Annotated in this window: 9 protein-coding genes; 6 read left to right on the top strand and 3 right to left on the bottom strand. The window is 59.7% G+C overall.

What is annotated here, in order from left to right; genetic code table 11:
- The first annotated feature begins 40 nt into the window (after positions 1-40).
- On the top strand, positions 41-3,460 hold the full coding sequence (locus JJQ51_RS22980; RefSeq protein WP_269245358.1) for a YhdP family protein: 3,420 nt from the start codon (positions 41-43) through the stop codon (positions 3,458-3,460).
- A gap of 49 nt (positions 3,461-3,509) precedes the next feature.
- On the opposite strand, the gene JJQ51_RS22975 is transcribed toward JJQ51_RS22980, so the two are convergent.
- Together JJQ51_RS22975 and tyrS are read right to left on the bottom strand one after the other, a co-directional pair.
- The gene (locus JJQ51_RS22975) at positions 3,510-3,836 is read right to left on the bottom strand and encodes a hypothetical protein (RefSeq protein ID WP_113332561.1); all 327 of its coding nucleotides are present in this window, start codon (positions 3,834-3,836) and stop codon (positions 3,510-3,512) included.
- Between the two features lie 174 nt (positions 3,837-4,010).
- Positions 4,011-5,267, bottom strand: a complete 1,257-nt coding sequence (gene tyrS / locus JJQ51_RS22970) for a tyrosine--tRNA ligase (protein ID WP_113355567.1) — start codon at positions 5,265-5,267, stop codon at positions 4,011-4,013.
- Positions 5,268-5,551: 284 nt separating this feature from the next.
- On the opposite strand from tyrS, the gene JJQ51_RS22965 reads away from it, so the two are divergent.
- Together JJQ51_RS22965 and JJQ51_RS22960 are read left to right on the top strand one after the other, a co-directional pair.
- On the top strand, positions 5,552-8,026 hold the full coding sequence (locus tag JJQ51_RS22965; protein WP_113355569.1) for a caspase family protein: 2,475 nt from the start codon (positions 5,552-5,554) through the stop codon (positions 8,024-8,026).
- 179 nt (positions 8,027-8,205) lie between these two features.
- Complete coding sequence (locus tag JJQ51_RS22960) at positions 8,206-8,724, top strand: GNAT family N-acetyltransferase (RefSeq protein WP_113332558.1); 519 nt, start codon at positions 8,206-8,208, stop codon at positions 8,722-8,724.
- 11 nt (positions 8,725-8,735) lie between these two features.
- Here JJQ51_RS22960 and JJQ51_RS22955 read toward each other — a convergent pair whose 3' ends face one another.
- Positions 8,736-9,413: an alpha/beta hydrolase gene (locus JJQ51_RS22955; protein ID WP_004108794.1), complete on the bottom strand. Its 678-nt coding sequence runs from the start codon at positions 9,411-9,413 to the stop codon at positions 8,736-8,738.
- Positions 9,414-9,646: 233 nt separating this feature from the next.
- Between JJQ51_RS22955 and JJQ51_RS22950 the strand changes: the two genes are divergently transcribed.
- The 3 genes from JJQ51_RS22950 (at position 9,647) to sufC (ending at position 13,256) form a co-directional block, all read left to right on the top strand.
- The gene (locus tag JJQ51_RS22950; protein WP_113355571.1) at positions 9,647-10,813 is read left to right on the top strand and encodes a cysteine desulfurase family protein; all 1,167 of its coding nucleotides are present in this window, start codon (positions 9,647-9,649) and stop codon (positions 10,811-10,813) included.
- Between the two features lie 146 nt (positions 10,814-10,959).
- Complete coding sequence (sufB, locus tag JJQ51_RS22945) at positions 10,960-12,429, top strand: Fe-S cluster assembly protein SufB (RefSeq protein WP_269245356.1); 1,470 nt, start codon at positions 10,960-10,962, stop codon at positions 12,427-12,429.
- 71 nt (positions 12,430-12,500) lie between these two features.
- Positions 12,501-13,256 carry a Fe-S cluster assembly ATPase SufC gene (sufC, locus tag JJQ51_RS22940; protein WP_092716448.1) on the top strand — a complete coding sequence of 252 codons (756 nt, stop codon included), beginning with the start codon at positions 12,501-12,503 and terminating at the stop codon, positions 13,254-13,256.
- The last annotated feature ends 5 nt before the right edge of the window (positions 13,257-13,261 follow it).

Raw genomic sequence — 13,261 nt, 5'->3', positions numbered from 1 at the left:
GTCACCAACAAAATTGTATAAGTGAAAGGCACGCGCAGGAGTGATCCGAGGCGAAAAGGTAACATTCCGCAAAAAGGATCTCGTGTCGCTCGACCATCTGCCGTCCGCTCAGGTCGAAGATCCGTTGATCGTGCACGTGCCGGAGCGCCGTCGACGCAGGCGATCGCATGTTTGGCATGTCTGCCGCATAACGCTGGTTTTCTTTGCGTTTCTCGCCATCATTCTCGGTGCCGTCATCGCGACCATCGAAGGTGGTATCTTCGATGCGCCGCTGTCACAGAAAGCGCAGACGGCTCTCGATCAGGCCATCGGCCCGCGTTACAAGGCAGAGGTCGGCGCGACCGTGATCCGATTTACCTCCGACCTGCGCCTGGCACTGGAGGCACGCGACGTCAATGTCGTCGATCAGGAGAGCGGCAAGCATCTGTCGACGATGTCAGCCGTCAACATGGAGCTTGACCCCTTGGCCCTCATCGAGGGCAGGGTGGAAGTGGCAAGTGTAGCGGCAGAGGGGATCGCGCTCGATACCTCACTGCTGCCGCAAGGCGACCCGGTGGATTTGACCGCCTTGCGCGTCGATGCTTTACCCAAGGCCTTGAATGCGGCCTTCGACAATCTCGATTTTCTCGAACACTTCGTCCAGCGCGGCGGCACGAATTCCGTGCGCATTTCCGGCTTCTCGATGAAGCTGGCGCGACAGGAGGGGGATCCGATCTCCCTCGTCGTCGACAACCTCACATTTGAGCGGGCGGCACCGAATTCTTTGCATTTATATGGCCAGGTCGCGCTCAACGGGTCCGTGGCGCTCCTGGATGTGAGGGCGGATCAAAACGAGACCGGTCACAGCTCGTCGCTGGCGGCGAGGATATCGAATCTCGATCTCAAGCCACTCACGATGACCTATGACCCGAACGGGACGCCGCGACAGGGTTTGACGACCTTCGGGGACATCACGCTTTCGGCCGTCAAGGGCGAGGCAGGCATCGATCCGAAGCTGAGCGCCACCATCAATGTCCAGCCCGGCGTCCTCTATATGGACCATGATATGCAGGAGTTGACGCAGGCCAATATCAACCTCGCCTACAACTTCGATCACCAGACTTTGGAGATTGCGCCGTCAAAAGCGCAGTTCCTTCGGACGATCGCGCCCTTTTCCGGCGCGGTCATCGATCTCGATCGTGTCGACGCCAGTGCAGGCAAGGGTTTCGGCATCGATTTCGTGATCAAGGACGGTGTTGCCGCTTCGTCCCTCTCGGGGGAAAAGCCTGTCAGCTTCGATGGCCGCGCCACGGGCCGGTTCTTTTCCGCAACGAAGGAATTCCAGTTCGACAATCTCGGCATATCGACGCCGCAAGGCGCCCTTTTCGGCTCTCTGCATATGAAACTTGGCGACAGCTCGCCGGAAATCAGTTTCGGCGGCCGTGCGGACAAACTCGACACAACTGTTGTCAAGCAGCTTTGGCCTTTCTGGATGGCCTCGAAACCCAGGGTCTGGGTCGAGGGCAATCTTTTCGGTGGCTCGGTGACCAATGCTGCCATATCGGTCTTCATTCCGGCTGGACGACTGCGAGAGGCGTCGCAGACCGGCAAGCTGCAGCTTGGCAAAAACGAGCTGCATATCGCCTTCGACATAGATGGCGCACGGATGAATGTTCCCGGCGAAATTCCGCCGTTGCGCGATACCAAGGCCCATTTCGATCTGACCGGTCCGAATATGGTCGTCGATATCGCCACGGCCACCTCCTATTTTCCAACGGGGCGCACGATCACGCTGAGTGACAGCAGCTTCTCGATCCCGGCGACCTACGACAAGCCGCTGATGGCCGATCTTGATTTGACGATTTCAGGCTCCGGCGATGCGATCGGCGAACTTCTGACCTACAAACCTCTGGAGGTGCTGCAGCGGACCGAGTTCAAGCCGGAGGATTTCAACGGCAAGATCGTCGCCAAGGTCGATGCCAGGATAGGGCTCATCAAGGATCAGCAGCCGCCCCCGCCGGAGTGGCAGGCGAAGCTCAATCTCGACAATGTCGACCTGCTGAAGCCGATGAACAATCGCAAGATCGACAATCTGACTGGCGTGATCTCGGCCGATCCGCAATCCGTGCATCTGCAAGCGCAGGCCCAGATCGACAGTATTCCGGCCCAGATCGACATGGTGGAGCCGACCGACAGCAAATCGCCGGTCAAGCGCGCCCGCGTGATCACAGCAACGCTGACCGATGCGCAGCGCAACACCGTTCTACCCGGACTTCGGGATATAGTTGATGGGCCCGTCAAAGTGGAGTTGACGCGCATCGACGACGACCGCCAGGGTGTCAAGGTCGATCTCGGCAAAGCGGCTCTGACCGTGCCGTGGGTGGGCTGGTCGAAGGGCAGCGGCATTGCTGCGACCGCGCAGTTCGAGGCTTCCGGTCCGGACAGCCAGACGACGCTCAAGAATTTCACGCTCAAGGGCGATGGGTTCGGCGCCAGCGGCGATCTTCTGATCAGCAAGGGGAGCCTTACCTCGGCAAGCTTCGACAGCGTGAAGCTCTCGGCGCTCGATGATTTTGCACTCTCGCTGAAGCGGGGCAAGGGTGGCGGCTACGACGTGGCGATATCGGGCAATTCCGCCGACATACGTCCGATCCTCGCGCGCGTGAAGGCGTCTACATCGGGCGGCCAGCAGAGTTCGGACGGAGACGCTTCGGCGAGCGCGACCGTTCGCGCCAATCTCGACAAGGTCATCGGCTTCAACGATGAGACCATCGGCAATGTCAAGGGCGTCTATTCGATCGCCGGCGGCAAAACGACGGCTGCGGACTTTTCCGGCGTGACCCGTAGCGGCGAAGCGCTCGTTACCCAGATGAGCAAAGGCGCCAACGGCGTCATCCGTATCACGAGCGGCGATGCCGGTGCCGTTGCGCGTTTCACCGATCTCTACAGGCATCTGCAAGGTGGATTGCTCAATCTATCGCTGCGCTCGATCGGGCAGGATGATTGGGACGGTTCGCTCGACATCCGCAACTTCTCCATCATCGACGACAAGAAACTCTCGACCATCGTATCGACGCCGAGCGGAAAGAACGGCAAGAGCCTGAATTCGGCCGTGAAGCAGAATATCGATACGCGTTCGCAGAATTTCGAGCGCGGCTTTGCGCGGCTGGTGATGCGCGATGGTGTGCTCTCCGTCGAAAATGGCGTGGTGCGCGGCGTACAGGTCGGAGCGACGTTCCAGGGCGTGCTGAAGGACGCCGATGGCAAGATGGACATGACGGGGACCTTCATGCCCGCCTATGGCCTGAACCGGCTGTTCGCGGAAGTTCCGATCGTCGGCTTCATCCTGGGCAATGGCAGCGATCGCGGCCTGATCGGCATTACCTTCAGATTGACTGGTACGATCGAGAAATCGAACCTGCAGATCAATCCTCTCTCGATCATCGCGCCAGGTGTTTTCAGGCAGATATTTGAGTATTGAAGCGGCGCGAAGCTTAGGCTCCGCCTTTCGATAGCAGAGGCAGCGCAGATTATTTCTCTTCCGCCAGTCGCTCTCGTATGCGTTCCGGCCCGCCGTTCATGCGCCGTGCGAATGGTCGATCGGGGTCCACGATGCGCCAAAACGGAGCCGTGCCGTTTTGACTGATCTGCACCAAATGTCGCTGAACGGTGACAGGGCAGCAGGCGTCGGCACCATATTGCCTGGCAAGCGCCTGTCTTACTCCCGCAATATCGGACAACCGACCCGGTGGCGCTGCCCAGAGGGCGCGGGCGAGCATCTGCTCGCTGGGAATCAACATGCTTTGCGTAAGGTTTCGGCCTTTGCGCCTCGTTTTGATCACCGGCAATTCATCCATAAGTCACCTCCGAGCATGCGATCTGGACTGAGGACGAATAGGCGGGCCGTAATCCGACATCGGGATGAAAAAATCATCCGGCCAGCGGTGATAATGTTCTGCATCTGCACCGGCACAAATGATAAAGCCGGCGCGAGGGCGCCGGCTCTCTTTGTTCTCTTTCTATTCAGACGCTCAAGCGGCCGGACGGATCAGGATGTGCTTCTTCTTGCCGAGAGAGAGCTTGATGACACCATCGGCTGTGACTTCGCCGGTACCAATCACCTTGCGCTCGTCGCTGATGGCCTGATCGTTGATGCGTACTGCGCCGCCCTGAACATGGCGGCGAGCTTCGCCATTCGAACCGGCAAGACCGGCGCGCACGATCAGAGCCAGCAGGCCGATGCCAGCTTCGAGTTCGGAGGAGGGAACATCGATCGACGGAAGGTTTTCGGACAGGCCACCTTCCTCGAAGGTCTTGCGTGCCGTTTCGGCTGCCTGTTCGGCTGCCGCGCGGCCGTGAAGGATCGCCGTGACTTCGGTCGCGAGGATCTTCTTGACTTCGTTGATCTCTGAACCGGCAAGCGCGGAGAGGCGAGCGATTTCATCCATCGGTAGCGTCGTGTATAGCTTCAGGAAGCGGGAAACGTCTGCATCCTCGGTATTGCGCCAGTACTGCCAGAAATCATAGGCCGACAGCAGGTCAGCGTTCAGCCAGACTGCGCCGGTAGCAGACTTGCCCATCTTGGCGCCGGACGCCGTGGTCAGCAGCGGTGAGGTCAAGGCAAAGAGCTGCTTGGTCCCCATGCGGTGACCGAGATCGATGCCGTTGACGATATTGCCCCACTGATCCGAGCCGCCCATCTGCAGGCGGCAATCATAACGCTTGGCCAGTTCGACGAAGTCGTAGGCTTGCAGGATCATGTAGTTGAATTCGAGGAACGACAGCGACTGTTCGCGGTCAAGTCTCGTCTTCACGCTATCGAAGGACAGCATGCGGTTGACCGAGAAATGGCGACCGACATCGCGCAGGAATTCCAGATAATTCAGCGAGCGCAGCCACTCGGCGTTGTTGATCATCAACGCGTCCTTCGGGCCTTCACCATAGGTGAGGTAGTTCGAGAAGCAGCGCTTGATCGAAGCGATATTGTCCTCGATCATGTCGATGGTCATCAATTTGCGGGCTTCCTCCTTAAAGGAGGGATCGCCGACCATGCCGGTGCCGCCGCCCATCAGCGAAATGGGCCGATGGCCGGTCGCCTGCATCCAGTACAGCATCATGATCTGGATCAACGAGCCCGCATGCAGGCTCGATGCCGTCGGATCGAAGCCGATATAGGCCGTCACGGTTTCCTTGGCGAAGAGGTCGTCGAGGCCGGCTTCATCGGAAATCTGATGAATGAAGCCGCGCTCTTGCAGGGTTCGCAGGAAATCGGATTTGAACTCAGCCATGATCTTGGTCTCTCGATGCCGCAACTCTGGAAGGCGCGGCGAAGTCGCTATTGTTTGATGTCGCGGGGCGCGTTTATCACCGATTTACCGGCGCGTCACCATTTTGGTGGGGAGGACGACAAGTTTCGGCGCCAGCGGGATGTGTAAACGAGCGTTTCCGAACGTCAATAGATCGTAACATCGCCGCGAAGCCGCCGGGAATAAGTCGCGCATTCGCCCGAATCAAATCCTAATGATTTCCTGTTGATCCCGTACGCACCTCATGTTTCGTGAAAGAAACCGGTATGTCGCCTCTGCTTTCGAAGATGGGATTGTCATCCAAAAAGACGATCTGGGCTTTTTTTGCCATGATGTTGGTTTTGGCCGGTATCGCTGCTGCGAATCCGGCCGAAGCTCAAGGTTCCCCTGAAAAGAGAATAGCGCTTGTCGTGGGTAACGCCGCCTACACGGTGGGTGCGCTTCCGACGCCGGCCAACGATGCCGGCCTGATCGCGCAGACGCTGCAGGCTGCGGGCTTCGATGTGATCGGCGCGCGCGACCTCGACCAGAACGGGTTGCGCGACGCGATGCGCGACTTTCTGACGAAAGCCAACGCGTCAGGTCCTAATACCGTCGTCTTCGTCTATCTGGCGGGCTATGGTGTGCAATATCAGGGCGACAATTATTTCGTGCCTGTCGATGCACAGATCGCCAATGCCACGGATGTCCCCGTCCAGGCAGTCCGCGTGAGCGACTTCACCAAATCGCTGTCCGCCATTAACAATCGTGGCAGCATCGTCGTGCTGGATGCGGCGAGGGCCAATCCGTTCGTGCAGTCCAATCAGCCGCTGGCCGGCGGTCTGGCGCTGGTCGATCCCGACGTCAACCAGCTGATTGCCTTCAATGCGGCGCCTGGCACGGTCGCACCGCAGGAGGCCGGTCCGTATGGTTCCTATGCGCATGCGCTGGCGGAGATGATCCGTGTTGGCGGCCTTTCGCTTGATGACGTCTTCGATCGCACACGGTTGCGGGTCGGCGACTTGACCAAGGGTGCCGAAATTTCCTGGGACGCCTCCAGGTTCAAGAACGCCTTTACCTTCTTCGATCGCGGTCCGAATGCACCGGCTGCTGCAGTGTCGAGCACCGAGGATGTGGCAAACCGGACGAAGCCCATTCGCGATTTCGACGAGCGTGATGCCTATTTCGCCGCGCTCGATCGCGACACGCTGCAGGGCTATGAGGATTTTCTGGCCGCCTATCCGAACGACTCCATGGCAAGGCGTGTCCGCGCCATTGTCGCCGCCCGCCGCGAGGCTATCACCTGGCGCGAGACCTGGATTGCCGATACGCCTGAGGCCTATTGGTCTTATCTGAGGCGTTATCCGCGCGGTCCCCATGTGTGGGATGCCCGCCGCCGTCTCGAGCATTTCGAGGCAGCACTCGAGCCGCCGCCATCCTTCACCGTCATCGAGTATGATGTTCCGCCACCGCCACCGCCGGAAGTGGTCTATGTCGACCGTCCCGTGCTTTATTTTGATGATGCCGATTTCGGTTATGCCCCGCCGCCGCCCGTCGTTTTCCTTGCGCCACCGCCGCCGGATTTCGTCGTGCTGCCGCCGCCTCAGCCCGCGGTCGATCTCTACGTGTTGCCGGCGCCGGCCTTCGTTCCGGTCCCTCAATGGGTCGAGCAGCCACGCGATATCGCACCGCCGGAAAACAACATCATCTTCAACAACATCCACAATACGGTCGTGAACAATACGACGGTCATCAACAACAATACCACCGTTAACGAGAATGGCGCTGCATCTGCCAACCCTGGGCTGACGACGGGCCAGAAACTCGCCGGTGCGGCCGTCATCGCGGGAGCAGGGGCTGCAGCACTGCATGTTGCCTTGCCGCCATCGGTACAGAAGAAGGCGGCAGTTCTGCAAAAGCAGAATCCTGCCGCGGCTGCCAAGACGGTGCCTGGAGCCGCTCCGGCGGTCACGCCTTCAGCCCAGCCACAAGGCGGAAATGCTGCTGCCCATGTGCTTCCCGGCGCCAATGGCCAGCCCCTGCCGGCTGGTGGCAAGCTGCCTGTCAATCCGGGAGCCGCTCAGACGAAGCCGGGGCAATCGCCACAAGCTACGCCGAATGCGGTGCATAATCCGGCTGTTGCGACTCAACCTACCCAGCAAGGCACAAATGCCAATGCGCACGCGCTTCCCGGCGCGAATGGTCAGCCTTTGCCAGCCACGGGCAAGCCAGCCAACCCTGGCGCGGCTCAGACGAAACAGGCTCAACAGCCTCAGACCACGCCGAACGCCAAAGCCCATGCGCTTCCCGGCGCGAAGGGACAACCGCTGCCGGCGGTTGGCAATGCACCTACCGTGAAGGGGCAAAACCAGATTGCCAAGACCCCGGCACCCCAAGCAGCGCCGAGCGGCAAACCAAATCCGGTTGCCGCTGCACCGAAGCCCAATGCGCATGCCCCAGCAGCGCCGGCCGTCGCCGCCAGAACGCCGGCGAAGCCCAAGGCGGTCCCCAGCAACCAAGCTCGGGTCAACAGTCAGCCTCATGTCGCTGCCGCCCCGCCCCGGCAAGCCAATCCGGCTCCTGCACAGCCCAAACCCGCGCCCCATGTAGTGGCACAGGCACCCAAGCCACAGGCTCAACCGAAGCCGCAACCGCAGCCGAAGGTCGTGCAGCAGCAGGTGAAGAGACCACCTCCGCCTCCGCCGCAGAATCCTCCGGAAAAGAAGAAGTGCGGCGCACCCGGCCTGCCGGCATGTCACTGACCGATAATACCAAGCGGTAATCTGGAGGCCCGCTTCGGCAGGCCTTCGCATTCAATATCGTCGCTTGACCGGCTTGTTGAAATCAGGCCGAGCGGTTAGCACTGAGCCGCCGGTTGTCAATCGGCGCTGGCATGCACGTTACGGCAGGCTGCAGATCCATCACGAAAACAGGCAGGCAGATGAGTGACACCATCATACTCGAAACCCCGCGCCTCGTTCTGACGATGTGGGACAAGGGTGATGCCGAAGTGATTCGGCAGCTGCATTCGACGATCGAGACCACCCGCTATCTTTCCGGTGCGGCACCTTGGACGCTGGAGAAGGCAGAGGAACGGCTGAAAAGCTGGTTCGATGAACAAGCGCGAGATGGCACGACCAAATACAAGATGCTGCGGCGTGAAGACGGCCGCTTTATCGGCCGCGCCGGCTTCTCACGTTTTTATCGGGAAAGCGGTAGGGGCGAGTTCGAGCTCGGCTATTCCATTCAGAAGGATGCCTGGGGCAACGGCTATGCGACGGAAATTGCCGGCGCATTGGCGCAATGGTTCTTCAAGCGTGGTTTTGCCCGGCAATTCATCGCTTTCACGCATCCGCAGAACGTCGCATCGCAGCGTGTTTTGCGGAAGATCGGCATGCAGGAGCACCCGTCGATGACGATCGACGGGATCGCTTGCCCGACGTTCAGAATGGCTCGATAAGGGCCGCGTCTTTATCGGATACGCTTGGCGGCCGGTTCCGGCACTAGTTCGCCATTCAGGCGACGGTCGAGATAGTCCTCGCATTCGCCGAGCAGCGTTTCGACCTGGCCGTTGAAGAAGTGGTTGGCGCCCGGCACGACCTTGTGCGTGATCAGGATGCCCTTCTGTGTCTTCAGCTTCTCGACGAGGCCGTTGACGTCCTTTTCCGGGGCAACCTTGTCCGCATCGCCGTTGATGATCAGGCCGGACGACGGGCAGGGTGCGAGGAAGGAGAAATCGTAGATATTCGGCTGCGGCGCGATCGACATGAAACCTTCTATCTCGGGGCGACGCATCAGCAACTGCATGCCGATCCACGCACCGAATGAGTAACCGGCAACCCAACAGCTCTTCGAATCGGGATGGAGGCTCTGTACCCAGTCGAGTGCAGAGGCAGCATCGGAAAGCTCGCCGGCGCCGTGGTCAAATTCGCCCTGGCTGCGGCCTATGCCGCGGAAATTGAAGCGGAGCGTGGTGAAGCCGCGCTTCTGGAACATATAGAAGAGCTGGTAGACCACCTGATTGTTCATCGTGCCGCCGAACTGCGGATGGGGATGAAGGATAATCGCGATCGGGGCGCTCTTTTCCTTGGAGGGCTGATAGCGGCCTTCAAGGCGACCAGCGGGGCCGTTGAAAATTACTTCGGGCATCGATACTCCGGCTCTTCTTTTTCTGCGTTCAAACCTTACGGTACGCAGCAAGTTGACTTGACGAATGCGCTCATCTTTTCTAGAACGCAGTTTAGAACAATTCGAAACTTGATGCGGTGGTCCGCGCGTTGTTTGCGCAACGGTTTGTGGAACGTGTCATAAGGCATGCCCGGCTGAAATTTCAAGGAAAATGAACCGGGCGCAGCAAAGCAAAGTCGCACAGGAAGAAGATTATGGCGGCAACACGCCTCTATCTCGACTGGAATGCTACCGCACCGCTCCATCCGGCGGCGCGCGATGCGATGTTGCGTGCGATGGATATTCAAGGCAACCCCAATTCCGTTCACGGTGAAGGTAGGGCAGCTCGTGCAGCTGTCGAGACTGCACGTCGCCAGGTTGCAAGATTGACCGGCGCCGAATCCGCCCATGTCGTTTTTACGAGCGGCGCCACCGAGGCGGCCAATATGGTGCTGACGCCGGAATTCCGCATGGGGCGCACGCCGCTTCTCGTCAGCCATCTTTATATATCGGCCGTCGAGCATCCAGCCGTGCGCGAAGGCGGACGATTTACCAGGGATAATGTCAGCGAAATACCGGTAACGTCGGACGGTACGGTCGATCTTTTCGCGCTGGAGGCCATGCTTGCTGCCCACGACAAGGCCAGCGGCTTGCCGATGGTTGCCATCATGATCGCGAATAACGAGACCGGGATTCTCCAGCCTGTCGGCGAAGCGGCCAAGCTCGTTCAGGCCGCGGGTGGTCTCTTCGTGGTGGATGCCGTTCAGGCAGCCGGCCGGGTGCCGCTCGATATCAATGCGATCGGCGCGGATTTCCTGATCGTCTCCTCGCACAAGATCGGCGGCCCCAAGGGTGCCGGCGCGCTCGTCTCTCGCGGCGAGGTGCTGATGCCGAAGCCGTTGATCCATGGCGGCGGACAGGAAAAGGGCCATCGCTCGGGTACGGAAAACACGCTTGCCATCATCGGCTTCGGTGCCGCTGCCGAGGCTGCTGCTGCAGACTTCGAGGTTCGCAATGCCGCGATCGGTTCCTTGCGCAACCGGCTGGAAGCGGGCATGGAACTGGCGGCACCCGATGTCATCATTCATGGCAAAGGCGGTGCGCGTGTTCCGAACACCAGCTTCTTCACACTGCCGGGACTGAAATCCGAAACCGGCCAGATCGCCTTCGACCTCGAAGGTGTAGCGATTTCTGCCGGGTCCGCTTGTTCGTCCGGCAAGGTCGGAGAGAGCCATGTGCTCGTGGCGATGGGATGCGATCCCAGGCTCGGCGCGCTCCGTATTTCGCTGGGTCCGACCACGACCGAAGCGGATATCGATCGCGCTATCGCCGCGTTTGCCCGCATCGCGGGAAGGCGGAAGCTGGCGGGTGCGGCGGCCTAACGGCCACAATTTTGCGGAAACCGAAATTTCCGCTTGTCAAGCGGGGTGAAAAGTCCCTTTTGGCCGACTACATAGAGGGCAGACATAAGTCTGCCGCAACGTTGACAAGCTGCCGGACCTTGGATCCGGCGAGATTGGAGAACGAAATGCCTGCAGTCCAGGAAACGGTCGATCAGGTTCGCCAGATCGACGTGGACCAGTATAAGTATGGTTTCGAGACCACGATCGAGGTGGAAAAGGCTCCCAAGGGTCTTTCCGAGGATATTATCCGCTTCATCTCCGCCAAGAAGCAAGAGCCGGATTGGATGCTCGAATGGCGCCTCGAGGCCTATCGCCGCTGGTTGACCCTTGAAGAGCCCACATGGGCCCGTGTCGACTACCCGAAGATCGACTTCAACGACATTCATTATTATGCCGCCCCGAAGAAATTCGCCGGTCCGAAGTCGCTCGATGATGTCGACCCGGAACTGTTGAAGACTTATGAGAAGCTCGGCATTCCGCTGCGCGAGCAGGAGATTCTTGCCGGCGTCGAGAAGTCGAAGATTGCCGTTGACGCGGTGTTCGATTCCGTCTCGGTCGTCACCACCTTCAAGGAAGAGCTGAAGAAGGCCGGCGTGATCTTCATGTCGATTTCGGAAGCTATCCGAGAGCATCCGGATCTGGTGCGCAAGTACCTTGGCTCCGTCGTGCCGACCTCGGACAATTTCTATGCGACGTTGAATTCCGCGGTCTTTACTGACGGCTCGTTCGTCTTCGTGCCGAAGGGCGTTCGTTGCCTGATGGAACTGTCGACCTACTTCCGCATCAACGAGAAGAACACCGGCCAGTTCGAGCGCACGCTGATCATCGCCGAAGAGGGAGCCTATGTCTCCTATCTCGAAGGCTGCACGGCGCCGCAGCGCGATGAAAACCAGCTGCACGCTGCCGTCGTCGAACTAGTTGCGCTCGATGACGCTGAAATCAAATATTCGACGGTGCAGAACTGGTATCCGGGCGACAAGCACGGCAAGGGCGGCATCTACAATTTCGTCACCAAGCGTGGAGATTGCCGCGGCCATCGCTCCAAGATCTCCTGGACGCAGGTCGAAACCGGCTCCGCGATCACCTGGAAATATCCGTCCTGCATCCTGCGCGGCGACGACAGCCGTGGCGAGTTCTATTCGATCGCGGTTTCGAACGGCCATCAGCAGGTCGACAGCGGCACCAAGATGATCCATCTCGGCAAGAACACGTCGAGCCGCATCATCTCGAAGGGTATTGCCGCCGGCGTCTCGCAGAATACCTATCGCGGCCAGGTTTCGGCGCATCGCCGCGCGACCAATGCCCGAAACTTCACGCAGTGCGACTCGCTGCTGATCGGCGACAAGTGCGGCGCGCACACTGTGCCCTACATCGAGGCGAAGAACTCGTCCGCGCAGTTCGAGCATGAAGCCACAACCTCGAAGATTTCCGAAGATCAGCTGTTCTACTGCCTGCAGCGTGGCATTCCCGAGGAAGCGGCGATCGCACTGATCGTCAACGGCTTCGTCAAGGAAGTGCTGCAGGAACTGCCGATGGAATTTGCCGTCGAAGCGCAGAAGCTGATCGGCATTTCGCTCGAGGGCAGCGTCGGCTGACGCACACGAAACAGAATTAGCTTTGGCGCGCCGCGCGCGCCGCACCTTCATTCCTGCGATAGGATACTCAAATGCTTGAAATCAAGAACCTGCACGCCCGTATCGCCGAAGACGGCACCGAGATCATCCGTGGCCTGAACCTGACCGTGAAGGCCGGTGAAGTCGCCGCCATCATGGGCCCGAACGGCTCCGGCAAGTCGACGCTTTCCTATATCCTCGCCGGTCGCGAGGACTATGAAGTCACCGAGGGTGACATCCTTTATAACGGCGAGAGCATTCTGGAGCTCGATGCCGCCGAGCGTGCCGCCAAGGGCATCTTCCTGGCGTTCCAGTATCCGGTCGAAATCCCCGGCGTTGCCACCATGCAGTTCCTCAAGGTTGCCCTGAACGAACAGCGCAAGGCACGCGGCGAAGACGAGCTGACGACGCCGGATTTCCTGCGCCGCGTTAAGGATGCTGCGGCCAAGCTGCAGATCAACATGGACATGCTGAAGCGCCCGCTGAACGTCGGCTTCTCCGGCGGTGAAAAGAAGCGTGCCGAAATCCTGCAGATGGCGCTCCTGGAGCCGCAGCTTTGCGTGCTTGACGAAACCGATTCCGGCCTCGACATCGATGCGCTGAAGATCGTCGCCGACGGCGTCAATGCACTGCGCTCTCCCGACCGCGCCGTGATCGTCATCACCCACTACCAGCGCCTGCTCGACTATATCGTTCCGGACACCGTTCACGTCCTCTACAAGGGCCAGGTGATCAAGTCCGGCGACAAGACGCTGGCGCATGAGCTGGAAGCCAACGGCTACGCCGACATCATCGGAGCTGCAGCCTGATCGAG

It is taken from the genome of Rhizobium sp. AG207R (genome assembly GCF_027109195.1).
Taxonomy (GTDB): domain Bacteria; phylum Pseudomonadota; class Alphaproteobacteria; order Rhizobiales; family Rhizobiaceae; genus Rhizobium; species Rhizobium dioscoreae.
Note: the sequence above shows the minus strand (reverse complement) of the source record. Positions and strands in the feature narration are given on the sequence as shown.

Excerpts from the sequence above, each read along its gene's own strand:
- JJQ51_RS22975 (WP_113332561.1), bottom strand. The coding sequence starts at position 3,836 with ATGGATGAATTGCCGGTGATCAAAACGAGGCGCAAAGGCCGAAACCTT.
- tyrS (WP_113355567.1), bottom strand. The coding sequence starts at position 5,267 with ATGGCTGAGTTCAAATCCGATTTCCTGCGAACCCTGCAAGAGCGCGGC.
- JJQ51_RS22965 (WP_113355569.1), top strand. The coding sequence starts at position 5,552 with ATGTCGCCTCTGCTTTCGAAGATGGGATTGTCATCCAAAAAGACGATC.
- JJQ51_RS22960 (WP_113332558.1), top strand. The coding sequence starts at position 8,206 with ATGAGTGACACCATCATACTCGAAACCCCGCGCCTCGTTCTGACGATG.
- JJQ51_RS22955 (WP_004108794.1), bottom strand. The coding sequence starts at position 9,413 with ATGCCCGAAGTAATTTTCAACGGCCCCGCTGGTCGCCTTGAAGGCCGC.
- JJQ51_RS22950 (WP_113355571.1), top strand. The coding sequence starts at position 9,647 with ATGGCGGCAACACGCCTCTATCTCGACTGGAATGCTACCGCACCGCTC.
- sufB (WP_269245356.1), top strand. The coding sequence starts at position 10,960 with ATGCCTGCAGTCCAGGAAACGGTCGATCAGGTTCGCCAGATCGACGTG.
- sufC (WP_092716448.1), top strand. The coding sequence starts at position 12,501 with ATGCTTGAAATCAAGAACCTGCACGCCCGTATCGCCGAAGACGGCACC.